Source organism: Terrimicrobium sacchariphilum (genome assembly GCF_001613545.1).
Lineage (GTDB): Bacteria > Verrucomicrobiota > Verrucomicrobiia > Chthoniobacterales > Terrimicrobiaceae > Terrimicrobium > Terrimicrobium sacchariphilum.
Genome location: NZ_BDCO01000002.1, coordinates 2,034,946 through 2,061,190 on the forward strand (window position 1 = coordinate 2,034,946; position 26,245 = coordinate 2,061,190).

General features: G+C 58.8%; 25 protein-coding genes. 17 read left to right on the forward strand and 8 right to left on the reverse strand.

Features of this window, described 5'->3' with window-relative positions; translation table 11 throughout:
* The first annotated feature begins 1 nt into the window (after position 1).
* Entirely contained in the window at positions 2-1,546 is a 1,545-nt protein-coding gene (gene ligD / locus TSACC_RS22840) for a non-homologous end-joining DNA ligase (protein WP_075079096.1), read from the forward strand.
* Positions 1,546-2,478 (forward strand): non-homologous end-joining DNA ligase, encoded by a 933-nt coding sequence (gene ligD / locus TSACC_RS09600; protein ID WP_075079097.1) that lies wholly within the window; start codon positions 1,546-1,548, stop codon positions 2,476-2,478. Before ligD (TSACC_RS22840) ends, ligD (TSACC_RS09600) begins: the two co-directional genes overlap by 1 nt.
* 20 nt (positions 2,479-2,498) lie before the next feature.
* Here ligD (TSACC_RS09600) and TSACC_RS09605 read toward each other — a convergent pair whose 3' ends face one another.
* Complete coding sequence (locus TSACC_RS09605) at positions 2,499-3,212, reverse strand: response regulator (RefSeq protein WP_075080657.1); 714 nt, start codon at positions 3,210-3,212, stop codon at positions 2,499-2,501.
* A gap of 305 nt (positions 3,213-3,517) precedes the next feature.
* Here TSACC_RS09605 and TSACC_RS09610 point away from each other — a divergent pair, with 305 nt between their 5' ends.
* Positions 3,518-4,339, forward strand: a complete 822-nt coding sequence (locus TSACC_RS09610) for a PEP-CTERM sorting domain-containing protein (protein WP_075079098.1) — start codon at positions 3,518-3,520, stop codon at positions 4,337-4,339.
* Here the strand turns inward: TSACC_RS09610 and TSACC_RS09615 are convergent.
* On the reverse strand, positions 4,336-5,286 hold the full coding sequence (locus TSACC_RS09615) for a LysR family transcriptional regulator (RefSeq protein WP_202815943.1): 951 nt from the start codon (positions 5,284-5,286) through the stop codon (positions 4,336-4,338). The two genes, TSACC_RS09610 and TSACC_RS09615, sit on opposite strands and share 4 nt — an antisense overlap.
* Before the next feature lie 29 nt (positions 5,287-5,315).
* Here TSACC_RS09615 and metE point away from each other — a divergent pair, with 29 nt between their 5' ends.
* Together metE and metF are read left to right on the forward strand one after the other, a co-directional pair.
* Positions 5,316-7,685: a 5-methyltetrahydropteroyltriglutamate--homocysteine S-methyltransferase gene (gene metE / locus TSACC_RS09620; RefSeq protein WP_202815998.1), complete on the forward strand. Its 2,370-nt coding sequence runs from the start codon at positions 5,316-5,318 to the stop codon at positions 7,683-7,685.
* 58 nt (positions 7,686-7,743) lie between these two features.
* On the forward strand, positions 7,744-8,640 hold the full coding sequence (gene metF / locus TSACC_RS09625; RefSeq protein WP_075079099.1) for a methylenetetrahydrofolate reductase [NAD(P)H]: 897 nt from the start codon (positions 7,744-7,746) through the stop codon (positions 8,638-8,640).
* A 30-nt stretch (positions 8,641-8,670) separates the two neighbouring features.
* Here the strand turns inward: metF and TSACC_RS09630 are convergent, their stop codons facing one another.
* Positions 8,671-9,165 (reverse strand): hypothetical protein, encoded by a 495-nt coding sequence (locus TSACC_RS09630; RefSeq protein ID WP_153811372.1) that lies wholly within the window; start codon positions 9,163-9,165, stop codon positions 8,671-8,673.
* 120 nt (positions 9,166-9,285) lie between these two features.
* Positions 9,286-10,296, reverse strand: coding sequence for a glycosyltransferase family 9 protein (locus TSACC_RS09635; RefSeq protein WP_075079101.1), 1,011 nt, complete (start codon positions 10,294-10,296; stop codon positions 9,286-9,288).
* 5 nt (positions 10,297-10,301) lie between these two features.
* Here TSACC_RS09635 and TSACC_RS09640 point away from each other — a divergent pair, with 5 nt between their 5' ends.
* Positions 10,302-11,351: a glycosyltransferase family 9 protein gene (locus TSACC_RS09640; protein WP_075079102.1), complete on the forward strand. Its 1,050-nt coding sequence runs from the start codon at positions 10,302-10,304 to the stop codon at positions 11,349-11,351.
* A 73-nt stretch (positions 11,352-11,424) separates the two neighbouring features.
* Positions 11,425-13,557, forward strand: a complete 2,133-nt coding sequence (gene glgX, locus TSACC_RS09645) for a glycogen debranching protein GlgX (RefSeq protein ID WP_075079103.1) — start codon at positions 11,425-11,427, stop codon at positions 13,555-13,557.
* A 97-nt stretch (positions 13,558-13,654) separates the two neighbouring features.
* On the opposite strand, the gene TSACC_RS09650 is transcribed toward glgX, so the two are convergent.
* Positions 13,655-13,999 carry a hypothetical protein gene (locus TSACC_RS09650; protein ID WP_075079104.1) on the reverse strand — a complete coding sequence of 115 codons (345 nt, stop codon included), beginning with the start codon at positions 13,997-13,999 and terminating at the stop codon, positions 13,655-13,657.
* A 179-nt stretch (positions 14,000-14,178) separates the two neighbouring features.
* On the opposite strand from TSACC_RS09650, the gene TSACC_RS09655 reads away from it, so the two are divergent.
* The 3 genes from TSACC_RS09655 to rpsR are packed head-to-tail and all read left to right on the forward strand — an operon-like array spanning position 14,179 to position 15,185.
* The gene (locus TSACC_RS09655; protein WP_084400606.1) at positions 14,179-14,760 is read left to right on the forward strand and encodes a TraR/DksA family transcriptional regulator; all 582 of its coding nucleotides are present in this window, start codon (positions 14,179-14,181) and stop codon (positions 14,758-14,760) included.
* 5 nt (positions 14,761-14,765) lie between these two features.
* On the forward strand, positions 14,766-14,939 hold the full coding sequence (gene rpmG / locus TSACC_RS09660) for a 50S ribosomal protein L33 (protein ID WP_075079106.1): 174 nt from the start codon (positions 14,766-14,768) through the stop codon (positions 14,937-14,939).
* A gap of 6 nt (positions 14,940-14,945) precedes the next feature.
* Positions 14,946-15,185 (forward strand): 30S ribosomal protein S18, encoded by a 240-nt coding sequence (gene rpsR / locus TSACC_RS09665; RefSeq protein ID WP_075079107.1) that lies wholly within the window; start codon positions 14,946-14,948, stop codon positions 15,183-15,185.
* A gap of 1 nt (position 15,186) precedes the next feature.
* Here rpsR and TSACC_RS09670 read toward each other — a convergent pair whose 3' ends face one another.
* Both TSACC_RS09670 and TSACC_RS09675 read right to left on the reverse strand, forming a co-directional pair.
* Positions 15,187-17,634 (reverse strand): AsmA-like C-terminal region-containing protein, encoded by a 2,448-nt coding sequence (locus TSACC_RS09670; protein WP_075079108.1) that lies wholly within the window; start codon positions 17,632-17,634, stop codon positions 15,187-15,189.
* 23 nt (positions 17,635-17,657) lie between these two features.
* A complete protein-coding gene (locus TSACC_RS09675; RefSeq protein WP_237763933.1) occupies positions 17,658-18,332 on the reverse strand; it encodes an ABC transporter ATP-binding protein in 675 nt (224 codons plus the stop codon).
* Positions 18,333-18,461: 129 nt separating this feature from the next.
* On the opposite strand from TSACC_RS09675, the gene TSACC_RS09680 reads away from it, so the two are divergent.
* The 6 genes from TSACC_RS09680 to TSACC_RS09705 all read left to right on the forward strand — a co-directional run bounded on the left by TSACC_RS09680 (position 18,462) and on the right by TSACC_RS09705 (position 25,112).
* Positions 18,462-19,337 carry a L,D-transpeptidase family protein gene (locus TSACC_RS09680; protein ID WP_169809598.1) on the forward strand — a complete coding sequence of 292 codons (876 nt, stop codon included), beginning with the start codon at positions 18,462-18,464 and terminating at the stop codon, positions 19,335-19,337.
* Between the two features lie 90 nt (positions 19,338-19,427).
* Positions 19,428-20,807, forward strand: coding sequence for a hypothetical protein (locus tag TSACC_RS09685; RefSeq protein ID WP_075079110.1), 1,380 nt, complete (start codon positions 19,428-19,430; stop codon positions 20,805-20,807).
* 4 nt (positions 20,808-20,811) lie between these two features.
* On the forward strand, positions 20,812-21,270 hold the full coding sequence (locus tag TSACC_RS09690; RefSeq protein ID WP_237763934.1) for an acyl-CoA thioesterase: 459 nt from the start codon (positions 20,812-20,814) through the stop codon (positions 21,268-21,270).
* Positions 21,267-22,943, forward strand: a complete 1,677-nt coding sequence (locus TSACC_RS09695; protein WP_075079111.1) for an ArnT family glycosyltransferase — start codon at positions 21,267-21,269, stop codon at positions 22,941-22,943. The genes TSACC_RS09690 and TSACC_RS09695 overlap by 4 nt, the downstream gene beginning before the upstream one ends.
* A 45-nt stretch (positions 22,944-22,988) precedes the next feature.
* Entirely contained in the window at positions 22,989-23,909 is a 921-nt protein-coding gene (gene trxB / locus TSACC_RS09700) for a thioredoxin-disulfide reductase (protein WP_075079112.1), read from the forward strand.
* Positions 23,910-23,939: 30 nt separating this feature from the next.
* A complete protein-coding gene (locus TSACC_RS09705; protein WP_075079113.1) occupies positions 23,940-25,112 on the forward strand; it encodes a glycosyltransferase in 1,173 nt (390 codons plus the stop codon).
* Position 25,113: 1 nt separating this feature from the next.
* Here the strand turns inward: TSACC_RS09705 and TSACC_RS09710 are convergent, their stop codons facing one another.
* Positions 25,114-25,503 (reverse strand): hypothetical protein, encoded by a 390-nt coding sequence (locus TSACC_RS09710; RefSeq protein ID WP_153811373.1) that lies wholly within the window; start codon positions 25,501-25,503, stop codon positions 25,114-25,116.
* A gap of 53 nt (positions 25,504-25,556) precedes the next feature.
* Between TSACC_RS09710 and TSACC_RS09715 the strand changes: the two genes are divergently transcribed.
* Complete coding sequence (locus tag TSACC_RS09715) at positions 25,557-26,219, forward strand: GNAT family acetyltransferase (RefSeq protein WP_153811374.1); 663 nt, start codon at positions 25,557-25,559, stop codon at positions 26,217-26,219.
* Positions 26,220-26,245 lie beyond the last annotated feature (26 nt).

The following is a 26,245-nucleotide window of genomic DNA, read 5'->3' on the forward strand; positions in this document are numbered from 1 at the left end:
CATGTCGCTGAAGACCTACCATAGTAAACGAAACAACCGAATAACCCCCGAGCCATGGAGGGATGGTGGGAATGCTTCAGGTAGAACATTTGTCGTGCAGAAACATGCGGCATCGCGGCTGCACTATGACTTCCGCCTGGAATTGGGGGGCGTCTTGAAATCATGGGCTCTGCCCAAAGGGCTTCCTTTCAAGCACGGCGAAAAGCATCTCGCTGTACACGTGGAGGATCATCCTCGGTCCTACGGTGATTTTGAGGGTTCGATCCCCAAAGGCCAGTACGGCGGAGGTACGGTGATGCTTTGGGACCGGGGAACCTACAAACCGCTGAGCCGGTCTCCGCTAAAGGATCTGGAAGCGGGAAAGCTCCATGTCGAGCTTCGTGGAGAGAAACTCTCAGGCGAATGGGCTCTAGTTCGGATGCGAGGGAAGGGCGACGACTGGCTGATAATTCGCAGTGACGAGGATTTGCGTCCGGTTTCCGCGCGCGCAAACGATTGTTCGGTGAAAACCGGTTTTACCATGAGGCAGCTCGAGCGCGGGGCGCCCACCAAAAAGCGGACGGCAACCGGGAGAGGCAGGGCGTCATCCGGGTCGAAAGGGGAATATCCTCCTTTCATTGAGGTGATGAAGGCTCTGACTGTCGAACACCCTCCGGCAGGCGACTGGTTTTACGAGATCAAGTTCGATGGCTGGCGAGCGCTGGCATTATGCGGACTTGAGAAGGTGAAAATCATGTCGAGGAACCACAAGGATATGACGGACCTTTTTCCGGATGTGGCCGACGCTCTCGAGAGTCAGGGCCTTGGCGACTCCATTCTGGATGGGGAAATCGTGGCGCTTGATTCGCAAGGAAGATCATCTTTTCAACTTCTCCAGGCTTATCGATTGGCTACCGAGAGCCCGGCGTTGTTCTATTATGTTTTCGACCTTCCGAGGTACAAGGGAAGGGACCTGCGAGATCGCCCCGTTGAGGTGCGCAAGGAGATGCTGCGGGAGATAATTCCCGGCGCTGGGGAGGTGGTTCGCTTCTCGGACTCGCTCGGGAGCAACTATCGCAAGCTGCGCAATCACGCCAAAGCACTCAACCTGGAAGGGTTGATCGGCAAGCGTGGCGGCTCTCTCTATGAAAGTGGTCGGAGGAGCGGCGCGTGGATCAAGATCAAAATCATTCATGAGCAGGAGCTGGTCATCGCGGGATATACCGACCCCCAGGGAAGCCGGAGCGGCTTTGGTGCGATCCTCCTGGGTTACTATAAACAAGGCAGGCTGATCTCGGCGGGCAAGGTGGGTACAGGCTTCAGCGACGCCTTGCTGGATTCCCTGTCTGCGCGCTTTCGTCGGATGTCGCGTGGGACGATGCCTTATGCCGATGCGAAGAATCTCACTCCGGCAGAGCTTCGGTCTGCACACTGGGTGAAGCCGGAGATGGTGGCTCAAGTTCGGTTCAAGGAGTGGACCAGCGATGGGCGTTTGCGGCAGCCTGTTTTTCTCGGGCTGCGGGAAGACAAGTCGCCGAGGGATGTTGTCCGGGAGGATCTCGGGTGATGGCCAAGGAAACCACACTCGAGATCGACGGCATGTCCGTCGGCGTAAGCCGCCTGGACAAGGTCTTTTATCCCAAGACCGGTTTTACCAAGGGCGATGTCATGGATTACTATATCCGTGTCTCACCGTTTCTGCTCCCGCATCTGAAAGACCGGCCCATCAGCTTGAAACGGTATCCGGATGGGGTGGAGGGGTTTTTCTTCTACGAAAAGAACTGCCCGGATTACCGGCCCAAGTGGGTGAAGACCATGAAGGTGGCAAAGTCGGACGGCAGTACCATTAGATATTGTTCGATGAACAATTTGCCCGCTCTCGTCTGGGCTGTGAATCTTGCCGACCTCGAGCTTCATACATTTCTTCATCGCTATCCGGCCCTGCATCGCCCGAGTTGTCTGGCGTTCGACCTGGATCCCGGGCCTCCGGCGGGGCTCATCCAGTGCGCCGAGGTGGCGCTTCTTCTTCGTCGGATATTCCAGCAGCTTGGAATGGAGGCTTTCGCGAAAACATCAGGCTCAAAAGGGATGCAGGTATATGTCCCGCTCAATACTTCCACGACCTATGGGAGAACAAAGGAGTTTGCCGAGGTGATGGCCAAGGTGCTCGCGGAGAAATTTCCAGATCAAATCACGGGCATGATGAGCAAGGCCAAGCGACCCGGAAAGATATTCGTCGACTGGAGCCAGAATGACGAAAAAAAGACAACCGTATGTGTGTACTCCCTCCGTGCAAAGGACCATCCCACCGTTTCCACACCGGTGACATGGAGGGAGGTCGAGTCGAGTGCCAGGAGGAAGAAGCCTCTTCAGTTTGAGACGGAGCAAGCCCTGGCGAGAGTCGCGAAGGCGGGAGATATCTTCGCACCTGTTCTCGCTCTCAAGCAAAAGCTTCCGTCGCTCGCGCGGCTGCGGGACTGTCTGGAGGAACTCTCGTAAAAGGCTTCGTCCTTGCAGCTTCAGGGCGCCAGCGCAGGGGTGCTATTCTTCGTGTCGGGAGTGACCTCCTGCTCGGAATAGAGCTTCCATTGGGCGGCAAATTCAGCGACCTCGGCTGCGTTCTTGCAGAGTAGTTTTTCCCTGATGTGAAGCCGATGCGTATCCACGGTCTTGGTGCTGAGTTTCAGCCAATCCGCGATGTCAGCGGAATTCAGGCCGTCTCCTAGAAGGTCGAATACCTCTCGTTCCCGGCGGGTCAGCTTCTGAAGGAGGAAATCCTGGCCCGCATCCAGGGCCTCTATGGCCTGAAAGATGATCCGATGCTTGATCTGATGGCTTAGGAACAACTCGCCTCGCATGATGGCGCTCATGCCCGTCAGGATCTCGTCCCCGGATTCTCCCTTCAGGATGTAGCCGCGTGCGCCGGCTTTCAAGGCTCGCACCGCGTAGATTACCTCGTCGTGTACAGTCAGTACGAGGATGGGGGTATGGGGGCGCTCTGCCTTCATCATTTTCAAAAGCTCCACTCCATTGTGGCCGGGCATGGAAATATCGAGGATGATCAGATCCGGATTTTTCTGGCGCATATGGGTTAACCCATCTTTGCCGTCCCCGGCATCGCCGATCACCTCAAAGTGTTCCGATTCATCAATGATACTGATGATCCCCTTACGAAACAGCGGATGATCATCGACCACCAACACTCCATACCGTGTTCGTATTTCAGCACTCATGAGAGGTGCCAGCATACGCTCATATGGAGGCCTGGGATATTCAGGGCTGGCCCTGAGTTTTTTTTCAGAACGACGTGACGCGGGTGATGACTTTTCCCGGGGAGTGATATAATCGCCATATTATGATTTTCCCCCGCTCTATTTCAAAGGATCTCGCCTGTATCCTACGAGGTTGGTTGCCGAAGGGATCGCGCGTGCTGGCTGGAGTGGCCTTAACTATTTGCACTTTATCCCAGGCGCATTCCCAGTCGAGCCAGTGGGATTCGGCTTTTAGCAACACACGATGGTATGTCCCGACCCAGAACATGCTGGCATACTCCGCCTCGGGATCTGATCTCTCCGACGCGATTCCCATCGCAGACCAGACCATATGGTCGCTGGGGGCGGTGGTGAATGGTCAGTTCACTGGCACATCGGCTGCGGAGTTCAAGATCGGGTCAACGACCTTTACGTCATCGAACTCCATGAACGGCGTCGTGACCGACAGCGGTCAGGTGCGCATCCTCTTCTCAAGCGCAGGTACGCCGACCACCATAGGCATCGGCCAACTGCGCACTGTGGAGGGTACCACCTATTTCGAGATGCAGATGATCTCGGGTGGGTCCTCGTACGTGACTCACTGGGCCTATATGGCCCCGTACACTCCGGGTACCACGCCTCTACCGCCCCTTGAGGTGTCCCCATCCCAACTCCGCTCTCCGGAGTGGAACTGGATGCAGGGAACGACCTGGTCGATGCAGAATAATGCACTGTTCGGCGAGGGGGGATCTGGGAGCTTCAGCGTGACGAGTTATCAGAACGGATATTTCTGGGGCACAGGAGCCGGGCCGGTCGGCAGCGAAGCGGAGAGCTTTTCCTTCATTGGATCCGCCACCCCCGAGGGAAATATTCTTTTTAACCTCTTGAGCGGAACAACGCTGACGAGCCTCACCGGGTTGATCTCTGGCAACGCGTCCGATGGTTCAATGGTCCTCAGGTCCTATAGCGCGAGTGGAACTCTGGGTAATCCCGGGGTGGCGATGGTGGTGCCGGAACCGTCAACGCTGATGGCGCTTCTTGTCGCTGCAGCGGGCTTTCTGCTGGTGCGGCGGTTCTCGCGCAAGCAGGGCAATTCTCTACCTCGCTAGCTCTTCGCCGCCGTAGATGGGATTTCCCTGATCCCTTTCAATGTGGCGAAACTTACGTCGCGCATGATGCGGATAAACTCCTGCATATATGCGAGTGAGGAGGCGGAGGTCTTGGTGGCCACATAGAGCCTGCTTTGCAACCCGCGTTTCCCTACCGGTTTCCCAATGATGTATTTGCGATCCAGGAAGGGCTGTACAGTCCAGCCCGGTAGCGCGCCCACGCCGCGACCGCTCGCCACGAGTTGCAGGATGGCCACGGTGAGTTCTGTTTTTCGGCGTTCCGGCTTCACCCTCGCCGGATTGAGAACTTCACGCACGAGGTCGAGTCGATCATCCGGGATGGGATAGGTCACGAGCGTCTCGTGCTTGAAATCGGAGGCTGTCAGATAGGGTTTTCTGGCCAGGGGATGATGCCGGGAGACCAGAGCTAGGACATCATAGGAAAATAGCGGATGAAAACTCACGCCGGTTCGCTTTTGGGCATGGGAAACGATCACCAGGTCGGCTCGGTCTTCCTCCAACAGTCCGACCGGATCAGCGTGGAAGCCGGAGACGAGATCCAGTTCCACCTGCGGCCAGTGTTCGCGGAATGCATCCATCGAGGGCATCAGCCAGTCGAAGCAGGAGTGACACTCCACCGCGATGCGCAGTTCGCCGGCCTGACCTTGCGCGATACGGGCCAGGTCGCGCTCGCCGTTCTGGATGCGCTTGGTCACCTCGTAGGCCAGCTCTACCAGCAACTGCCCCGCGGCTGTGAGCTTGAGAGGGTCGCTCTTCCGCTCGAACAACTCGATGTCGTAGTGCTCCTCGATGCCCCTGATCTGGTGGGAAACGGCAGGCTGCGACAGGTTCACCCGCTTCGCCGCTTTGGAGAGGTTTCCAGTTTCCGCGAGAGCGACGACGGTTTTCAGGTGGCGGAGTTCGAGCATGGTAAAAAAGAGCATCATAAATGGGATGAATGATGAACAAAAAAACAATGCGTTATGAGAATGGCGTCCCATCCGCCAACACTGCTGATGTGGACAAGAACATCATGACACACAACCTTGGCTTTCCCCGGATCGGGGAGCGGCGTGAACTGAAGCGCGCCACAGAAGCCTTCTGGAACGGCAGCCTTTCTCTCGATGAACTGAAAAGTGCTGGAGCCGAACTGCGCCGCCAGCATTGGCTGCTCCAGAAGCAGTCGGGCATTGATCTCATCCCTTCCAATGACTTTAGCTTCTATGACCAGATGCTCGACATGAGCTGCCTGCTTGGCAACATTCCGGCCCGATTTGCCTGGGATGGCGCGGCGGTGGATCTGCCTCTGCTGTTTCAGATTGCCCGGGGTTCGGGTGGAGCCGGCTGCGCCTGCGGGGCGCACACTCCGGCGGTCGCCAGCGAAATGACCAAGTGGTTCGACACAAACTACCACTACATCGTACCGGAGTTTCATCGCGCCACGACATTCCAGTTGGGGGCAATGAAGCCGTTTGACGAATTCTCCGAGGCTCTCGCTCTCGGCTTCAGGACCAAACCGGTGCTGATTGGCCCGCTGACTTATCTTTATCTGGGCAAGAGCCACGAGGTGGGTTTTGACAGGTTGTCTCTCCTCGACAGGCTGCTGCCGGTTTATGAGGAAATCCTCCGGCGGCTTGCCGGTCTGGGAGCGGAATGGGTGCAGATCGATGAACCTGTCCTGGCTCTCGATCTGGCTGCGGACTGGCAGGCGGCATTTCCTGCTGCCTTCCAGGCGTTGAGAGGCGCCGCGCCATCTCTAAAGCTGATGCTCGCAACCTATTTTGGCGAGTTGAGGGATAACGCGGCGCTGGCCTTCAGGCTGCCGGTGGATGCTCTGCACATTGATCTCACTCGGGGCGGGAGCGAATTCGATTCGATTCTGGATCGCGTGCCGGAGAATATTACCTTATCCCTCGGTGTTGTTGACGGGCGCAACATCTGGAAAAACGACTTCGAACTCTCATGCGCCTTCCTTGAGAAAGCCCGCCAGAAGCTGGGCGCCGCCCGGATGATGGTGGCGCCATCCTGTTCGCTGCTGCACTGTCCGGTTTCCCTGAGAAATGAGGAGTCAATGGACGCCGAGATCAGGGAGTGGCTTGCCTTTGCCGAGGAGAAACTCTCGGAGGTAACGGAGCTTTCGCAACTGGCATGCGGAAATGGCAATGCCATGGCGCTGCATGATAACCAGGTTGCTATCCGATCGCGGCTGGGTAGCGCGAGAGTTCATCGGCCTGAGGTCAAGCGCCGCTCGTCGGCGGTGACCCCGGATGACAGTCGTCGGGCATCGTCATATTCGGTCCGGCGCGAAAAGCAGCGGTCGGCCCTGCGATTGCCATTGTTTCCAACGACCACGATCGGCTCTTTTCCTCAGACGAGCGAAGTTCGCAGCGTCCGCCGTCGGTTCAAAAAGGGGGATGTCTCAGAGGCCGATTATATCTCCTTTCTCAAGGAAAAGACTGCCGAGTGTGTGCGCTTTCAGGAGGAGGTCGGACTGGATGTGCTGGTGCATGGAGAGTTTGAGCGCAATGACATGGTGGAGTATTTCGGGGAAAGCCTGGATGGGTTTCTTTTCACCGCAAACGGGTGGGTGCAAAGCTACGGCTCCCGATGTGTCAAACCGCCCGTTATCTTTGGCGATGTGCAGAGACCTCGGGCAATGACCGTTGACTGGTCCACCTATGCCCAGTCGCTCACTGAGCGTCCCATGAAGGGGATGCTTACGGGGCCGATTACGATCCTGCAATGGAGCTTTGTACGTGACGACCAGCCTCGTAGAGAGACGGCCCGGCAGATCGCATTGGCGATCCGCGACGAGGTGCAGGATCTTGAGCGGGCGGGCATTCGCATCATTCAGATTGATGAGCCTGCGCTACGTGAAGGCTTGCCCCTGAGGCGTTCGGACTGGGCGGTTTATCTGGATTGGTCGTCTGAAGCATTCCGGATCTCGGCCTCCGGCGTGAGGGATGAAACTCAGATCCACACGCATATGTGCTATTGCGAGTTTAATGACATCATTGACACCATTGCAGCGCTCGATGCGGATGTCATTTCGATCGAAACTTCGCGATCCAGCATGGAACTGCTGGGAGCTTTTGTGACATTTGATTATCCGAACGAGATTGGCCCTGGTGTGTGGGATATTCACTCTCCTCGTGTGCCATCGGCGGAAGAGATGCGGTCTCTCCTGCGCAAGGCGGTCGCCGTTCTGCCGGTCGATAAGCTCTGGGTGAATCCCGATTGTGGATTGAAAACCCGCGGATGGCCCGAGGTGACCATTGCTCTCGGCCATATGATCGCGGCAGCCCGCGCACTTCGCGCCGAGTTCCGGGAAAGCGTATACGCCTGATTCGATTGCAAGAAGCCGCCCGCCGAAGCCAGCGGGTGGCTCATCCCTCTATCAAGAAATGCACATCCGGGACATCTTCTCAGCCAGCAGGACAACCATCTCATTCGAGTTCTTCCCGCCTCGCACGCCTGGCAGCATGGAGTCGCTCCTTGAGACGATTGTCCAGTTGGAGGCGGTCGCTCCAGACTTTGTGAGCGTCACCTGCGGCGCGGGCGGGTCGACACGAGAATTGACTTATGACCTTGTGGTCACACTGGGCAGGGAGACCACACTCAACCCCGTTCCTCACCTGACCTGCGTCGACCATTCCCGGCGGGAGATAGACGGTATCCTCGAGAGATATGCTCGGGCGGGAGTTGGCAATATCCTGGCACTGCGGGGAGATCTGCCGCGCGATGGAAGACGGTCTTCGGGAGATTTTCGTCACGCGGCGGATTTGGTGCGAGCGATTCGAGAGTTTCAGGGGCACCAGGATTCTCGAGGATTCGGCATCGGCGTTGCAGGCTTTCCCGAGGGGCATCCCGACACGCCCAATCGCCTGCTGGAAATGGATTACCTCAAAGCCAAGGTCGACGCCGGGGCGGACTATATCTGCACGCAACTCTTCTTTGAAAATCGGGATTTCCTCGATTTCCGAGCGAGGTGTGAGCTTTCCGGCATTCACGTCCCCGTCATCGCTGGCATCATGCCGGTTACGAGTGAAGTCGGGCTGAGGCGCATGGCGGAGCTTGCTGGAGGGGCGCGGTTCCCGGCTCGCCTCTTGAAAGACCTGAGTCGCGCGAATGGCGATCCCGACGTGGTTCGGCGTATCGGTATTCACTATGCCACCGAGCAATGCGTGGATCTATTGCACCACGCGGTCGCGGGGATTCACTTCTACACGCTCAATCAATCTGCTGCCATCCGCGAGATTCTGGACAACCTCGGCAGCCTGCGCTCGGTCGCCGGTGTCTGAAAGATCAAGCCTGCGCGCGACGATGGAGCATCAGTCCTTGTTCAGGATGAGCTTCTTTTCCGCGGCGAGTTCGGCTTCCTTCTTTTCGATCTCGGCCAGCCGCTCGGCCTTGCCGTGCGCATCGTCCTTCTTTTGCGGAGCGGCGTCTGGTGATGGTTTTTCGCACTCCTTCTGATAGATGGCGGCGATCTTGTCGCCTAGCTTGCCGCGTTTTTCGCAGAGTTCCCTGGCCTTTTGCAGGTAACGTTCGGCGAGCCGGATCTGTTTTTTCTCGTAGGCTTCACCGCTTCGCTGGAGCCACTCGGCCTCCTCAAAAGTCATCTGAGCGTATTTACTCAGGATGTCGGCATCCTCCTTGGCGCATTTTGCCGCCTGCTCGGCGTGGTTCTTCGCCTCCTCGTACATCTGCTTTGCCTGCTTGAGGTTCTCCGATGCGGCCTGGTCCGGATCTCTTGGCGCATCGACGGCGTGCAGCATGCTTCCAGCCAGGAACATCGCGAGGAGAATGTGGGGGAGCGTTCTCATGGTCGGTAGTTTACTCCTCTCGGGCGGATGGGCGAGGTTTCTTTGCCGCTGACGGCGGCATCGGCCGCGGTCGATAATCGGCCGTGTTTGCGACCGACCGCAATCGGTTGATTGGGATTTTTATCCGTGGCCGAGCAGTTGATCCATGCTCGCTAACACCGGCTCCAGTTGGAGATCTCGCATCCGGCGCGTACCATCTTCTCCCATGGGAGCCTGTATGGCGGCATTGATCGGTGTGGCCCGATGCCAGTTGCCGATATTCGTCGGGCCAAAGAGAGCGAGACTCGGCGTGCCAAAGGCCGATGCAAAATGGGCGGCAGCACCGTCGACGGTCACGACCAGTGCGGCGTTGGCGCAGAGCCAGAGGAAATTGCGGAGGGTCGTGCCGCTCGACAGGCTGCAAACGGGGTCCCCTGTGAGCTTTTCGATCTCGGCACATTGCGCCATCTGCCAGTCGGTTGAGGAACTGGTCATCAGGATCGGGAGCTGCAAGCGCGCCTTGATATGCCTCACCGTCTCTGCCCAGCGAGTTGTCACCCAGCTTTTGCGCCTCCAGCCCGAGGTCGGATTGATGAGGACGAAGCCGCCGGGCTGGACCCCGTCAACTCTCCACTCGGCCGGCGGGCGGTTAAGACGTGGCATGGGAAAGGGCGAGCTCGTCGGTACAGGCGTGTTTTTCCAGAAGTATTCCGCGATGTATTCGTCGTGCAGTCCCGGAACGATGAGGGGCCGGAACAAAAGCCGGTGAAACCATCCGAGTTCTTCAACTGAAGGCAGGATGCAGGTCTTGTGCAGGGCTGGGGTGAAAATGGAGCGCGTGGCTGATTTATTCACCGGATCGTAGCAGTACAGGTGACGCCGGGGCGAGAGCGCCGGTCCGGAGTGCATCTCCACATCCGGCATGAGATTGACCAACGCCTCGTGGCCACTGCGGGTCAACAGGCGAACGGGGCCGCCATGGTGGGCTAAAAGCCGCGCAATCGCAGGCTGCAGGAGGAGTAGGTCGCCAAGTTGCTTGTGAAATACGACATAACAGCCCCTCATATGAACCTCTTGAATCGCCCAACCTTCGCCAAGATTCCAATCGAAAATGAAATTGGCTTGAGCGAGAGCCGGTTCGCAGAGACTCATCAGGAATGCGCGTTTTTGTTTTAAAACCGGATGGCATCGGGGACTTTGTGCTCTCGACCGGTGCGATTCGCGCCCTGGCTCGTGAGTACGGAGAAGAGAATCTCATTATCTGCGTGCGTGAGGTGCTCGTGCCTCTCGCCCGAGAGCAATTTCCCGTCGCCGAGATCTGGCCGCTCCCGGTCGCGCTCAAGCGCAAGGTGCTCAACCTTTTTCTGCGCAATCTCCTCGCCTGTGTGCCTCTCTGGTTCCGGATGCGCTTCAATCCTGTCGACTTCGCGGTCTGCCTGCGCGGTCTGCGCAACTACCTCGAGACCGCGCTTTTCTATTCGATCCCGGCCCGGCGTTACATTTCCTGGGAAAATCACCTTTGTCGGGGCAGGAAGGTGAGGGGCACAGTGGAAAACATCCTGACACGGGTCTTTCGTTCGGAGCTGGTGGAGTATCCCGAGACACCATGTGGGGTGCCGCTTGAGATCGAGGCGTTTCGCCGGGTGGTTTCTCGTACCGTAGGGCGTGACGTGGCTGTTTCTGATGTCATGCCTCATCTCCGGGCGCGCATCGTGCCGACCGAGAAGCCGGTCTGGATATGCGCCCCCATCACCGAGAAATCCAAGGTCTACCCTCTGGATCAGTGGGTTGCTTCTTTCTCGGAGCTTCAGCCCGAGTTGGAGGGGCGTACCTTGCTGCTGGTCGGCTCCGAGGACCAGAAGCCGCAACTGGCGGAGTTTGCCTCCGCGTTGCACTCGGCCGGCATTACTCAGGCGACTGTCTTCATTCCCGCCAGTCTCGTCGCCTTTCTCGAGTGGATCGCAGCGGCGGAAATTGTGTTCACGGTCGACACGGCTGCGGCTCATTTCGCCACAGCTTTGAACCAGCGCTGCATCGTCGCCTTCTCCGGGCTGCATTCTGGTATGTTTGCACCGTGGCAATCCGGCGACCGGCAGGCGTGGCTGCTTGCCGAGCCGCGTCCAAAGAAGAAATCCCACTGGTACAAGGCGATTCCACCAGGGCGAATCGCCTCGGAAGCGCGCCGGGTGTTAGCTCTTTCAAAATAATCTCGCGAAATTGATCCTAATTTCCCGGATTGCGCATGCTTTCTGCTTATAACAGTCTCTTGCTGTCGCCGTCATGATTCCTAACCACACTCACACGCACGCCGATTTCCGGCTACGGTACGGACACCCGCTGCCTTTCGGAGCGAGCCACGTCCCCGGAGGCGTGAATTTCTCGATCTTCTCGACCTACGCGAAATCCTGCACGCTGGTGCTTTTTGAAAAGGGATCGGCGCAACCCTACGCGGAGATCCCATTCCCGCCGGAGTATCGCCTTGGCAACGTCTGGGCGATGATCGTTTTTGATCTGAGCTACGAGGATCTCGAGTACGGCTATCGGTTCGACGGTATCTTCGATGTGCGGGAGGGGCTGCATTTCGATCCGAAGAACGTTCTCCTCGACCCCTATGCGCGCGAGATCAGTGGCCGTGAGGTCTGGAAGCAGGAATCGCGGCATGGCGACGCCCACCCCTTCCGCGCACGCATTCCCTTCGAGGCTTTTGACTGGGAGCATGATCGCCCGATCAAGCGCCCCGAGAGTGAGCTCGTCATCTACGAGATGCACGTGCGGGGATTCACTGCGCACCCCTCGGCAGAGGTACAACATCCCGGCACCTATGCCGCGATGAAGGACAAGATTCCCTACCTCAAGGATCTGGGAGTCAATACCGTCGAACTCATGCCGATCTTCGAGTTCGACGAACTCGAGAATACCCGTACCAATCCGCTCACGGGCGAGCAGCTTTGCAACTACTGGGGCTACAGCACGCTGGCCTTTTTTGCTCCCAAAGCCGGATTCGCCGCCACCGGAAAGCACGGCACCCAGGTCGAGGAGCTGAAGGATCTCATCCGCGCCCTGCACTCCGCCGGCATCAAAGTCATCCTCGATGTGGTCTTTAACCACACCGCCGAGGGCGGGGAAAACGGCCCGACCTATTCCTTCCGGGGCATTGATAACAAGACGTACTACATGCTCGACTCGAGCGGGAAGTATGCCAATTACACGGGATGCGGTAATACTGTGAACTGCAATCACCCCGTCGTCCGTGGGTTCGTCATCGCCAGCCTCCGTCACTGGGCGGCGGAGTACCATATCGACGGATTCCGCTTCGACCTTGCCTCGGTGCTCGGTCGCGACTCCACCGGCGCCCCGCTGTCGAATCCCCCTTTGCTGGAATCCCTCGCCTACGACCCGGTGCTCGCCCAGTGCGACCTCATCGCCGAGGCCTGGGATGCTGGCGGCCTCTATCAAGTGGGCAATTTCCCATCCTACGGGCGCTGGCTGGAGTGGAACGGCAAGTTCCGCGACGCCGCCCGCCGCTTCATCAAGGGCGATCCCGGCGTGGTCGGAGAAATGGTTCAGCGCATCATGGGATCGCCTGACATGTACGCCGCGGCGGGGCGCAAGCCGACGGCTTCGATCAACTTCATCACCTGCCACGACGGCTTCACTCTGCGCGACCTGTTTTCCTACAACGAGAAGCACAATCTCGATAACGGCGAAAACAACAACGACGGCGCCAATGATAACTGGAGCTGGAATTGCGGCGTGGAAGGCGAGACCACCGATCAGGAGATCAACGCCCTGCGCCTCCGGCTCCAGAAAAATGCCATCATGCTTCTCTTTGTCAGTCAGGGCGTGCCCATGCTGTGGATGGGGGATGAAAGCGGACGCACCCAGCGAGGCAATAACAACGCCTATTGCCAGGACGAGGATTGGAACTGGCTCGATTGGGCTCTCACGGAGGAAAACAAGGGGCTGTATCGTTTCACTCGCAATATGATTGCCTTTCGCAAGGCCAATCCCGCCCTGCGTCAGCCGGAGTTTCTGACCAGCAAGGATGTCATCGGGAGTGGGTATCCGGACATTTCCTGGCACGGTGTCCTGCCGTGGAAGCCGGATTGGGGGCTTCCCAGTCGATCGATCGCTTTCATGCTCTGCGGTCGCCATGGAGCCGCCGCCGGCGGGCCATCGCATTTCATTTATTGCGCCTTCAACATGTACTACAAGCCACTGGAGTTCACTCTTCCGGTGCTGCCCAAGGGTTACGTATGGTTCCGCGTGGCGGATACGAGCCTGCCGTCGCCCGATGACATCGTCGAGCCGGGGCAGGAAGTGTTGCTGCCTGGAGTGAAGACGCTCACGATTGCCGAGCGCAGTTCGGTAATCCTTTTGGGCAAGCCCGATCCGTCGGTCGCCGTTACCTAGTTTCGGTCCGCTCCACGACTCTATAGATCCCGACCGCTATAGCGGCGGGATTATCCTAGACGCTCTCAGGCGGCTCGATTTTTTAATATGTTGCTGTCTAGGTGTTTGCGAGGATGCAGATTCCGAAAAGGAGGCCGATGATCGCGGCGAGGACGATACCCGAGCCGCGAATAGCGTAGCGCCAGCCCCTGGGGGCGATGCGATAGGCGTGTTCCGACAATGCGGTCCAGATCAGGGGAATCATCAGCAACAAGACCCCGTGGTGCACCAAAAAGGCTGCCATTGGCGTGACATCATCCGGGTTGCTGACTTTCAGCGCCACTCCCAGCAGCAGGATGCCGATCGTCAGGAAGACAAACTGTGTGATGCCGATGACGACAATGTCCGGCTGGGGTGGAATGAAGGGGAGTTGGAAGAGGTTTTTGGGGGATTTCTGATCCATGATGGGTGCCTCCAAAGAGAAGATACCATCATTTGGGAGGGGGACTCATCCAATATTGTTGATTTCTTGCCACTTATTGAAAGTTTGCCGTCCGCAAAATAGGGCTGAAAACCCAAAGAATCCCCTTGCACAGTGCCAAGGGAGAGGCTAAATATTCGCCCCTTTTCAACGAACCCAAAATGGCGAGCAAGCAGAATAAATCCCCCAAAGCTGAAGGCACTCCTGATGAAGGAGCTGACGCTGCGAAGAAGCAGACTGCCAAGAAAGAATCCGCACCCGCCGCTGGGTCCAAGGAAGCGGTGTTCCTCGAGAAGCAGCGCGAGCGTCTTCTCGCTCTCAAGGACACGCTCCTCGATTCCATGCAGGGCGTGGCCCGCGACAGCCTCCGCTCCCGCGCGGAAGGCAGCGAGGCGAGCGCCTTCGGCATGCACCAGGCCGACGCTGGCAGCGACGCCTACGACCGCGACTTTGCCCTGAGCCTCCTTTCCCAGGAGCAGGACTCCCTTTACGAGATCGATGAAGCTCTCAAGCGCATCGAAGCCGGCAGCTACGGCGTCTGCGAGATGTCGGGCAAGCCGATCCCTCACGCCCGCCTTGAAGCTCTTCCCTTCACCCGTTATACGGTGGAGTGCCAGGCGGAACTCGAAAAGCGCAACCGCTTCCAGCGCGTGCGCCAGCCCGTCACCTCGCTATTCGGTCTGGGCGAGGATGATGGAGGAGACGGCGAAGACGAAGACAACTCGACCGACACCAAGGACTAATCACCATGCCACAGGAAATCATCACCCTCGAGTGCACCGAGGCCAAGGCGGAGGGCAAGCCCGTTTCCCGCTACGTCACCACTCGTAACAAGAAGAGCCCCCGCACCCCGGGTCGTCTCGAGAAGAAGAAGTACAACCCGAATCTCCGCAGGCACACCCTGCATCGGGAAATCAAGTAACACATCATGCAGCCGAAAACGCCCAAACGCCGCTCCAATTTCCGCCGCGCGAATCGCACGATGCCGCGCCGTCGCACGGATCTTGCCGAGGAGGCGATCGATTACAAGAACCCTGAGCTCCTGAAGCGCTTCGTTACCGAAAGCGGCAAGATCATTCCTCGCCGTGTCACCGGTATGTCCGCCCGTCTTCACCGCAAGATCACCCGTGAGATCAAGCGTGCTCGTGCGGTTCTGCTGATGAAGTAGTTCAGCGCTGGCGACCGTTGCTATGGTCGCCGCCGTTGGTTTTTTGAGGAGCCGGATGCGTCCCTGACGTCTCCGGCTCTTTCGTTGCGTCCCCGGCATTTCCGCTGTCGAAGCGCGGGATGATCTTGGGACGCCATTGCGGATCAGCAAATGATCCCGTCGAGACATACTCAAAGAGCTTGCTCACCGGGAACAACACGATGCCAGGCACTCCTTTGGCATTGATGCGCACCGAGAGGTTCATCTTGTCGACGAGGAAGCCGATATCGCCGCTACCGATGAGATTGAAGCCAAATCCCTGGATCACCAGGTTGTCGGTGATGATCTTGCCGTCGTTGATTCGGAAATCGGCCGTCGCGAGATGCGCGCTTTCATAGCCGCTGCCAGGGATGATCTTGTCCAGGATGTCCGAAAACGGTCCCAGGAACGGGATGGCAAAGACCTTTCCATCCTCCACCCGGATCGAGCCTTCCCCTTTCATCGTCTCGGCCAGCCCTCCTCGCATGGTGAATTTGTACGTACCCGATGCTACGCCCTGGGAGGTGTCGTAGTTAAAGTAAAGTTTCGTCAGCTTGGCAAAATCGACCCGCTTTACGGTGACACTGGCGGTTACCGTGGGATCGTTGGGTGCAGTTGAGACGTTGGCGTCCAGGGCGGCCTCTCCGTCCATCAGCTTGGCACTGCCGATCTTTACCAGCACCTTGCTGCCCACCACATTGACTGTCCCTGTCGTGCGGCCAAAGCGCAGCGTGCGGGCCAGTAGATCGTAGTCGAAGCCATCCGCCTGCAGCTTGAGCGCGAGATTGTTGCCGCTTGGATCCTTGAGGGAAATGACTCCGCCGCCCTGGACCTTCGGAGCCTTGGTGAAACGGTATGGCTTCAGCGCCTCGGCGATCTTCGGATCGGCCCACATCAGCACATCGACCGGGAAGAGCGACGAGTTGATATTCTGGAGACGCACCTGCTGTCCGCCGAAATCATAGACGAAATTGCCTGTTCCCGTCCCCCCGCGTCCCTTGATCGTGAAATCCTTGTAGGACACCGCCCGGTTTGCGATCTCCAGCTTGGCCTCTGCGGAGTCAAACCACGCGCCGCGCATGGCTGTGCGACCGAGTTTCATCGTGCCGGTTCCGGTAACACTCGCAAAGTCGGGTTTTGTCCCTTGCACCTCGATCTGGACATACGGATTGTCCTTGAACTCCATCTGCTTGAGAAACTCCTGCTCTTTCGGCCCGAGAAGAGGCGCAAACAGGGTGGGGGGGATGGAGTTCGTCATGCGCAGGCGAAAATCGCCGGGGCTGTACAGCACGTCGGCGACCAGTTCCGCCCCATTCATCCAAAGCTGCACATCCCGTGCAAAGACCTGCCCGTTACGCCATGCAAAATCCGCCGCCAGCGTATCAACCTTCGCTCCCTTGAGCGTGAACTTCCCGGCGCGGACCGAACCTGTGAAAAAGGACGCTGCCGGGGTAGTTATGTCCACCGTCCCGGAAACGGTGAGCTGTGGAGCTTCCTGAAAGATGAAATTCCGTGCGAAGGATGTCTTTGGAAACAAGCCCATGAGGGGCTTGGGAGACATCGAACTCGCTAGCTCAAACTCGAATTGCCCGTTTTCCAGGCGTCCGCTCAGGTTGAGCGAGCCATCGGTCCCTTGAATCTGCAATTGAGGAATGGTCAGGATCTTGTTTGCGACAGTGGCCTGCGCCTGTATGCCCTCGATGCGCCAGGTAGGACCGATGATGGGACCACTCTGGATCGAGATAGGCGCAACTCGAATGGTCGATGGATCGGCGAGATCCCCGGAGATCTCGAGCCGGATCTCGGGACGGCTTCCGCTGAAGCGCAGTTTAGAGAGAGAGTCGATGATGTCTGCGGCGAGTTCTCGATGCGCCTGCCCGGCGGTTGGCGAGTTGTTGTTCCCGAAATGAAACGCTCCCGGGTTACGTACCAGTCCGTTCAGCGAGAGCCGGATGCCAAAAAACTCACAGTCAAAATAGCTCAGCCGCATCTGGTCCGCGATGAGGACAAACTGCCCGTTCACGTTGCGCAGTTCCACCCGCACCGGGTTCGGTCCCGGCTCAAGCGGGACCGAGACATCCGTTCCGTCGAGTTCCAGGTGGTCGATGGTGACCTGGCGATTCATCAAATCGCTCATGGAGATCGAGACTGTCAGGCGATCGATATGGGCAAAATCGGGACCTTCCGGAGTAGTGCCCGAGACTACGACATCCTCCGCCACCAGGCCGCGGAATGGATTGAACCGCAGCTTGCCGATCACCGTTTTGAAATTGTCTCCTCGCAGGGCCTTTTCGACCTGTTCCTTCAGCCCGAAGCCGATGCCGACGCGATCGGCATAAATCAATGTGGCCGGGAGACCGACAAAGATCACGAGCATCGCAAGCCGCAGCAGCCAGCGAACGAGGAACCTGGGGACCGGAGGAAGGAGCATTGAAACTGTCGAGGGGGATCGCGTCAGTTGGCCAGGAGGCCATCCTCGATGCGAAGGAGTCGGTCACCTCGCTTGGCGAGGTTTTCATCGTGGGTCACGACGACCAGTGTGCGCTTGTCGTCCCGCGCCACGCCTAGGAGGAGCTCGATGATCGATTCACCCGTGTTCTTGTCGAGATTGCCCGTAGGTTCATCCGCAAAAAGGATCGTCGGATCATTGACGAGGGACCTCGCGATGGCAACGCGCTGCTGCTCGCCGCCGCTCAGTTCGGAGGGGAGGTGATTCATGCGTTCCTTCAGTCCCACACGCTCGAGCAACGCCTCGGCCAGTTCGGAGTTTACCTTGCCAGCGAGCATTCCGGGGATTTTTACATTCTCCAGCGCCGTCAGCTCAGGCAGCAGGTAGTAGGATTGGAAAATGAAACCCATGCTCTTGTTGCGGACCCGCGCCAGTCGGTCCGATCCGAGGGAATAAAGATCCTGTCCTTCAAAGGTCACCGTGCCGCCCTCTGGGCGTTCCAGCCCGGCCAGGGTATAGAGGAGGGTGGTTTTTCCAGCGCCCGAGGCGCCGCAGAGGAAAACGGTTTCCCCCTTCTGCACTCCGATCGAGATGCCTCGCAGGACATTCAGGTTGGTCCGGCCCATCCGAAACGAACGGGACAGATCCTTGGAAACGAGTTGATATTCCGAAACAGCCACGTCCTTTCCCTACGCGAAAAACTTGCGCTTTGCACCGCCAACTTGACGAAATCTCCCTCCGGGAGCAAAACGGATTGCGCGAATCACGGGAACGGAATGCACTTCGGTACTCCAGGCCTTCGCTTTCTGTTGCTTCCTCTTGGATGCACTCTGGTTTCGCTGTTTCCCGGCTGGTCCGAGGAGCCGGTGCTCGCCCTCGCCACTCTGCCGGTTCCGGTGGTTACGACGATGGGCCCGATTGTTCCGGGGACGGATACCATCCTTAGCCAGATCGAGGACCTGCGGCGTGCAGAGGAAGCCCGACAACACGCGCTTGCCATGGAGTTCTTCTCCGCCATCGCCCGGGACGACAAGGCCACGTTTTGCCGTCTCCTGAATGAGGGACTCGATCCCAATACGACGTTGCCTGCCCCGGTCCCGAGGGAGTTCGTTCGCCAGTTTTCCGATGAACTCACGGCCTACTATGCAGGCAGCGAGCAGGGCGTGACCGCTCTCATGCTGGCTACCCTCACTCGGAATGAGGTGTTTGTCAGGATACTCCTTCAGGCTGGAGCAGACCCCTGGAGGATGACGAAACGGCACAAGACCTTTGCTCTCTGGCTCGCGGGCAAGACTCAGCAGGTGACCATCATGCAGATGCTCATGGGAATCGCTCCGGATAGTGAGGCGGCGCGTACTCGCATTTCCGTCGATCTTTCCGCGCAGCGGGCTTCTGTCTGGCGGGGTGACGACGTCGTGCTCGTGACAGATATCTCCTCCGGTCGCCCCTCGCGTCCTACTCCCACCGGGCGTTTTGTGGTCACCGATAAGTACCGGACCTGGAAATCCACGCTCTACCACGCGAAAATGCCGTATTTTTTGCGGCTTTCCTGCGGTGATTTTGGGCTGCATGCGGGCTACTTGCCAGGTTATCCCGCCTCTCACGGTTGCATTCGGTTGCCTGAGGAGGTCGCCCGCAAACTCTTCGCCGATATACCGGTTGGGACGCTGGTCGAGATCAGGTAAACACCGTAAGGCTTTGCCCTGACCGAGGGAACAGGGTGCGAATTCCGCGATTGCCCGCCGTCGGGCGAACGCTATTGTAACTCGCTTTCGATGCTAACCTCCCCGACCTCATCTTTGGCGCGCATTGCGTTCCTTTTCTGTTGTCTAGCCTTCTTCGTTCCGAATAGTCCGGCACAGACGACTGATTCCCGCCCCGGGATTGCTCTCGTCAAACCCCAGCCCTGGTCCAAGCCGACAGAGGCTACCGTATCGGAGTTTGTCGGCTACGTAGACCGCACGCCCGAGGGCGCTTCTGGAGCCGGGTATTATGAGCTCAAGACCAAGCAGGGTGATAAGCGGCAGGTACCGGCCTCGCGGATCGTCAAGCTGATCGTCTATCCCGATGTCACCGTGTATTCGCGCATCATCTCAGCGAGTGATCGTGAGACCCTCGCCAGTGCCGCGGCAGATTTGAAGTCCACCATTGCAGATTATCCCTCGACCCGAACGTACCTCGACCCCTCGGTCAAAGCCTTGAACAAGGAACTCGCCCAGTACGATGCGGGAAATGTGAAAATCGATGGAAGCTGGGTGTCCCGTGAGAGCTACATTGCAGGGCAGGTTCGTGGCCTCGGCGGCCAGCTCCGCTCCGATATCGCACGCGCGCAGCCTACCAGCAGTTTCGACCTTCATACCGATCCGCGTTTCGTCGGCCTTCAGGACATGGCGGCGACGAGCGCCAGCGCCAAGACGCTGGTCACTGAGCTTTCCGAAACATACGACAAGCTCCTCCGAGCCGAATCCCGGCAGGCCCTCCTGGCGTCCTTTGATTCCAATGCTCTTGCGTTTTCCGAGGCTCAGGGTGCGGTGGAGCGTCTCAAGAGCTTGAAGCCCGAGGAGGACCCTCGCAGCCAGGCTTTTATCAAGAAATGGGATGCCTCCATGGATATGGTCAAACAGCTGCGCTCTCGCGCCGAGCCGCTGGCCAGGGAATTCGACGACCAGATGAAAAATGTCACCGATGTCGCGATACCGCCGCTCGCTTCGCCGGAGTTGCTGCCCAAGATCAACAGCCTCGATGGTGATGTGAAGGTCTTCCTGGCCACCAAGCCCGCCCCGGTGCTGATCAATGAGAGTGATCTGGCGATCAGCCTGACCTCGATCTCATCGGCTTTCAGCAAACTCCAGACCCTTTTCCCTGCCCGGGAGTTCCTCCAGGCCAAGGAACTGCTCGATCCGCTGGTGGCGCGTTCTTCCGTGGTTGGCCCGGAAACCAAGCGGGTAGCCGGGCTGCTCCAGACCTACGTGAGCGAGCGTATCCGGGATTTCTCGCGTCAGCGTGAGGAAGCCAAGATTCTCCTCGATTCCGGTAAGCAGAAGGAGGCTTTGGAAAAATTCGAGGCCGCCTTTGCCGTCATCCCCGATCCTACTGTGGGAGAGCAGGTGAGCCAGCTCAAGGAAGCTCTGGGACTCACGGCAGATAAGAAATGATCTTGTGAGCGCCGCCTCGGCGGCGCATATCCGGCGGATGGAAGTTTCGGACCGCTGCCGCATCTCCACGGATATCCGGGTGATGTATTTCGACACCGACGCCGGGGGCGTCGTGCACAATATCGTTTACCTGCGGTTCATTGAGACCGCGCGCACGCTGCTCGCCATGAACATGGGGATGAGCTTTGAGGAGATCAAGCGCACCCAGATTCACCCGGTCGTCGTGCGCACCGAGATCGACTACAAGCGCCCGGCCGTGCTCGGCGATATCGTGGTCGTCAATGGCTGGCTGGCGGAGACGACGCCCGCCCGGTTTTGGGTGGAGTTTGAGATTGTCCGTCCCTCGGACTCGACCCTGCTCGTGAAGTGCCGGCAGTCGCTTGCCCTCGTCCAGATGCCGGCGGGCAAGCTCATCCGCCTGCCGGAGGGCTTCCCGGAGAATTTTGTCATGCCTGCCGCGTGAACGCGTCGCGGACTCTGCTTCTCAGCGCCCTCGTCGGCCTCGCTCTCGGCCTCACGGTTTTGACCGGAGGGTGGGGGAATCTTTACAACGAGACCGACGGGCAGTACGGCGGCGCCGCCAAGGTCATGGCCGAGGGCGGTTCCTGGCTCGTCCCGCTGAACAACGACATCCCGCGTCTCGTGAAGCCGCCTCTGCTCTACTGGGCAATGGCCGGCTCGATGCAGGTCTTTGGCGTCAACGAATTCGCCGCCCGCCTGCCCGGGGCGCTTTCCTGGTGCGCGGTCGCTGTATTGACATTTCTCCTGGGAGAACGGCTAGGCGGTTCCTGGCGGGGCTTTGTCGCGGGGGCGGTGATGTTGACGGGCTTGGGAACGTTCACGCTCGGGCGCATTGTCATGCCGGAGCCAACGTTCGTGGCCTTCATTGTCGGAGCCCTTTATTGCGCGGTGACCGGGGCCGATACGGGGCGGCGCGGCTGGTTCCTTGGTTTCTGGGTCTGTGCCGCGCTGGCGAGCTTCGTCAAAGGCTGGCACGGCCTGCTCTATCCCCTGGCCATCGTCCTTGTCCTGATGGCGCTCGATCGAGAGGCGCGCCGCAGGTATCTGCCCATCCTTTCCTGGCAGGGCTTGCTTATCTTCCTTGTCATCAACGTGCCGTGGTATGCCTACATCGAGTGGCGCTTCCCCGGGTACCTGGGAAATCTCATCTACGGTGAACAGATCGGCCACATCGTCGGCTCGCATGCTCCCGCGACGGATTACACCAACGTTCCTCGCTGGCAGTTTCTCCTGCTTCATGTCGCGTGGTTTTTCCCCTGGCTCCTGCTTGCTCTCACGGCCCGGCGAGATTCCCCGGCGACCTCCTCTTCGCTCTCCCGGCTGGTCTGGATCTGGGCCGTCCTGGTGCTGGCGTCAGTCCTCCTGACCGGGCAGCGACAGGATTACTATGCCATGGCCATGTGGCCCGCGGCGGCGTTGATTTTCTCCAGCCGCTTGCAAGGGCGGATTCCCCGCTGGGCGGTGGGAGTCCTCGCTGCCGTGCTCGTGGCTGGAGCCGTCTTTTGTATCTGGGGAGTTCCGAAACTGACCGGCGCGTCGTCCACCGCCAGTGTGAGCGAACGCTCCACGGCCTGGAATACCGTGGTCAATTTCGACGCCGGGGTCTGGAAAAGCCTTTGGCTTACGGCCGTTCTCGCCGTGGGCGGAGCGGCCATTGCGGCCGTGGCAGCGGTCATTGTGCAGGGGAAGGCGCGTTTTCTTGCCGTGCTCGCGGTGGCCATATCCCTGGATCTCGGGGCCCTGAGTGGTACGGCCATCGTCGCTCCCTATTTCTCCCTCGGAACTTTAGAGGATGAACTTGCGCAATTTCCCAAGGCCCGCGTCGTCTTCGATGGCGACATCGATACCGCGAGCAGCCTCCTCTTTTACTGTGATCTCCCGGTGGTTTTGCTGAACCGCAACCCCAATCAGGATTTCATCGTTCGCAAGTTCGGAATTGGGCGCGATCGCTTCGTGGATCAAAACCAGCTCAAGGCTCTGTGGGACGGCAATCAACCGCTTCTCTTCGTCGCGGAGAAACGCGATCATGACAAGTGGGCTAATCTCCTCGGAGTGAGTGGGTTGAGGTCCGTTGGTGACAGTGGCACGCAGGTGCTGTTCTGGAACGGTCGCTAGATTCTTTCATTGGCACCTCCGGGCGTTTCCGTGTAGTTCCTCTTTATGGAGAATCTGATTATCGTGGGCACTGGCTGTGCGGGACTGACCGCCGCCATCTACGCCTCACGCGCCAACCTTTCGCCCTTGGTTTTGCAGGGCAAGCTGCCTGGCGGGCAGTTGACCACCACCACGCTGGTGGAGAATTTTCCGGGCTTCCCCGAGGGAGTCGACGGCCCCGATCTCATCATGCGCATGCAGCAGCAGGCGGAGAAATTCGGCGCCCGCTTCCAGTATGGCTTCGTTGAGGAGTACGAGCATCTCGGCACACACTCCCGCCTGAAGATCGATGGCGAGTGGGTGGAAACCCGCGCGCTCATCGTGGCGAGCGGGGCTTCCCCTCGTTATCTCGGCATCGACCGCGAGCACGAGCTCATCGGCCATGGCGTGACCTCCTGCGCGACTTGCGACGGAGCGTTCTACCGCAATGTCCCTGTTTGCGTCGTCGGCGGCGGCGACTCGGCCTGCGAGGAAGCGACCTTCCTCACGCGCTTTGCCTCGACCGTTTACCTCATCCATCGTCGTGACACTCTGCGTGCCTCGAAGATCATGGCCGACCGCGCGCTGGCCAATCCCAAGGTGAAGCCGGTTTGGAACTCCGCCATCACCGAGTACATCACGGATGAGAGCGGCGAGGTCACCTCGGTGAAGCTCAAGGATCTCGTCACCGGCGAAATCTCCGACTTGGAGGTGAAGTGCGTTTTTGTCGCCATCGGCCACGAGCCGAATACGGCGGCCTTCCGCGGCAAACTCGATACCGATGAGAATGGTTATCTCATCCAGGTTGAAGGAACCCGCACAAACCTTCCCGGCGTGTTTGCCGCAGGCGACGTGGCCGACCACGTCTACCGGCAGGCCATCACGGCGGCGGGGCAGGGATGCGCGGCGGCGATCGATGCAGAACGCTGGCTCGCCACGCTCGAATAGGGCGTCTTCCCTCTTCCCGGCATCGTACGAATGAAGGTCTGCGACCTCACGCAGTTTTACTCTCCCGTCAGTGGAGGGGTCCGCAGATATATCGAGCAGAAGGTGGCGTACATCCGCCGCCATCGGCCCGATTGTCAGCACGTGCTTGTCGTTCCGGGCAAGCGCACGGAATGCGTCGGAGATGATGTTGCCAAGGTGTACACCATCGAGTCCCCGATGGTGTCGCGCACCTCGCGCTATCGCATCCTGCTCAAGCTCCACCTCGTCGAGGAGGTGCTGGAAAAGGAGCGGCCCGACATCATCGAGTCCGGAGACCCCTACCAGCTCGCGTGGAAGGCCATTGCCTCCGGGGACGGCCTCGATATCCCCGTCATTGGGTTTTATCACTCGCACTTTCCCGAAGCCTACATTCGCTCGGTGGCAAAGTTCTTCGGCAAGACCGCCGTGTCTGTCGCGGAGGACTGGGCAAAGCGATACGTGAAGACGTTGTATAACCAGTTCCACCGTACGCTGGTGCCAAGCCCCAATCTCGTCTCGCTCTTGCAGGACTGGGGCGTAGAGCGGGTTGAAGGCATCGATCTCGGGGTGGACGATGAAGTGTTTGTCCCTTCTGACATACCTGTGGAGGGTTTTCGCCGCGAGCATGAGATTCCCGAGGATGCGCGGCTGCTTCTCTACGTCGGTCGTCTGGCTTCTGAGAAAAACGTGGTTACGCTTTTTGACGCCTTCGATATTCTGCACCGCCAGTCACCCGGCAAATATCATCTGCTCGTGGTTGGGGATGGCTCTCTGCGCTCATCCATGCTTCGCCTGAAAGAGTCGACCAACGCCGTAAGCTGGATGGAGTTTTGCAGCGACCCATATAAACTGGCCGAGGTCTATCGCAGCGCAGACCTGTTCGTGCATCCCGGCGTGCAGGAGACCTTTGGCCTCGTCACTCTTGAAAGCCAGGCCTGCGGCACGCCGGTCATCGGCATCCGCGGCAGCTACATGGACCGCATCATTTTCTCCAATCAGGTCCACTGGGCGGCGGAAAATACCCCGCAGTCCCTGGCGGCAGCCATCGAGAACAAGTTTGGCGAGGATCTCCACCTCACCGGCCTGCAGGCCAGCCATGAAGCCCGGACCCGCTATTCCTGGAAGTCCGTCTTCGGTCGGATGTTTGGCATCTACGACGACGTGATCGCCAACTACCACCCCTGAGTCAACGCGCCATGCCCGGGATGCGTCCCGGCGGCATCGAGCCAATCTCGGCCATCTTGGCGGCGTTCTTCGCCCGTTCCTTGGCGACGATTTCCTTGTACTTCAGGAAGTTCTCCTCGTTCCCGACAAAAATGCGCCCGTTCGCGGGATCGGCGTATTTATAGATCACCGTTTGATTGCTCTGCTCGATGGAAACGACCTTGTTGGGCGGCAACTGTCGCAAGACCTCGGTGTCGGCAAAGGATGTGACTTTCTCCTCTTGAAACCCGGCCTTGAGCAGGCGGCGTTCATCGGCTTCCGCCGCGCCTTGTTTGAGCAGGGCGCAGCCTGTCAGCAAAAGAGGAACCGCGCAGAGAAGGGATATCAGGGCGAGAAGGCGAGGGGGATTCATGGCGGTGGTTTTTTCCATTTACCCCCGGATGCCGGTTGCCTACAAACCTTCTTGTGGCTTTGCCGTCTGATGTAAAAATTCGTAGATACGAGGCGCGCGACCGCGACGCCGTTCGCTGGTTGTGTTGTCAGACGGGGTTTCTGGGCAAGCCGATCGATCCGGTCTTTGAAGATCGCGAGCTTTTTGCCGATTACCTGACGAGCTACTACACCGACATCGAGCCGGAGTCGTCCTTCGTCCTCGAGCATGAGGGACAGGTGAAGGGCTACCTCCTCGGCTCGCGCATGCCGATCAAGCAGCAGTTGCACAACATCTTCCAAAACGCCCGGCTCTTCGTGATCGGCATGTTCCGATACCATCGTTACAACCCGGCGACGAAGGAATTCATCGCCTGGATCCTGCGGAATTCCTGGCGCGAGGTGCCGGCCGCCCCGCGCAAGATGGCGCATTTCCACTTCAACGTCCTCCCCGAGGCTCAGAGCCTGCATGGGACCAAGACCATGATGGACCTGTACTTCGACTACCTGCGCCAGCATGGCGAAAAGGCGGTCTTTGGACAGATGGTTACTTTTGAAAGTCGCCGCGGAGCCCGCGTGCTGGAGCGTTTTGGATTCCAGGTGCTCGAGCGCAAGGAGATCACCAAGTGGCGCAACAAGCACCCCGAGCCGGTTTATCTCACCACCGCGGTGAAGCTGCTTGAGGTTGCTGAAAAATAGACGGGAAACTCCGGGGTGAGACATGG

Coding starts and splice junctions, on each gene's coding strand:
- rpmG (WP_075079106.1), top strand. CDS start 14,766: ATGCCACAGGAAATCATCACCCTCGAGTGCACCGAGGCCAAGGCGGAG.
- ligD (WP_075079097.1), top strand. CDS start 1,546: ATGGCCAAGGAAACCACACTCGAGATCGACGGCATGTCCGTCGGCGTA.
- TSACC_RS09685 (WP_075079110.1), top strand. CDS start 19,428: ATGCTAACCTCCCCGACCTCATCTTTGGCGCGCATTGCGTTCCTTTTC.
- ligD (WP_075079096.1), top strand. CDS start 2: ATGTCGCTGAAGACCTACCATAGTAAACGAAACAACCGAATAACCCCC.
- TSACC_RS09650 (WP_075079104.1), bottom strand. CDS start 13,999: ATGGATCAGAAATCCCCCAAAAACCTCTTCCAACTCCCCTTCATTCCA.
- TSACC_RS09630 (WP_153811372.1), bottom strand. CDS start 9,165: ATGAGAACGCTCCCCCACATTCTCCTCGCGATGTTCCTGGCTGGAAGC.
- TSACC_RS09670 (WP_075079108.1), bottom strand. CDS start 17,634: ATGCTCCTTCCTCCGGTCCCCAGGTTCCTCGTTCGCTGGCTGCTGCGG.
- trxB (WP_075079112.1), top strand. CDS start 22,989: ATGGAGAATCTGATTATCGTGGGCACTGGCTGTGCGGGACTGACCGCC.
- glgX (WP_075079103.1), top strand. CDS start 11,425: ATGATTCCTAACCACACTCACACGCACGCCGATTTCCGGCTACGGTAC.
- metF (WP_075079099.1), top strand. CDS start 7,744: ATGCACATCCGGGACATCTTCTCAGCCAGCAGGACAACCATCTCATTC.
- TSACC_RS09605 (WP_075080657.1), bottom strand. CDS start 3,212: ATGAGTGCTGAAATACGAACACGGTATGGAGTGTTGGTGGTCGATGAT.
- TSACC_RS09705 (WP_075079113.1), top strand. CDS start 23,940: ATGAAGGTCTGCGACCTCACGCAGTTTTACTCTCCCGTCAGTGGAGGG.
- TSACC_RS09655 (WP_084400606.1), top strand. CDS start 14,179: ATGGCGAGCAAGCAGAATAAATCCCCCAAAGCTGAAGGCACTCCTGAT.
- TSACC_RS09615 (WP_202815943.1), bottom strand. CDS start 5,286: ATGATGCTCTTTTTTACCATGCTCGAACTCCGCCACCTGAAAACCGTC.
- TSACC_RS09640 (WP_075079102.1), top strand. CDS start 10,302: ATGCGCGTTTTTGTTTTAAAACCGGATGGCATCGGGGACTTTGTGCTC.
- metE (WP_202815998.1), top strand. CDS start 5,316: ATGCGTTATGAGAATGGCGTCCCATCCGCCAACACTGCTGATGTGGAC.
- rpsR (WP_075079107.1), top strand. CDS start 14,946: ATGCAGCCGAAAACGCCCAAACGCCGCTCCAATTTCCGCCGCGCGAAT.
- TSACC_RS09635 (WP_075079101.1), bottom strand. CDS start 10,296: ATGAGTCTCTGCGAACCGGCTCTCGCTCAAGCCAATTTCATTTTCGAT.
- TSACC_RS09710 (WP_153811373.1), bottom strand. CDS start 25,503: ATGAATCCCCCTCGCCTTCTCGCCCTGATATCCCTTCTCTGCGCGGTT.
- TSACC_RS09610 (WP_075079098.1), top strand. CDS start 3,518: ATGCTGGCATACTCCGCCTCGGGATCTGATCTCTCCGACGCGATTCCC.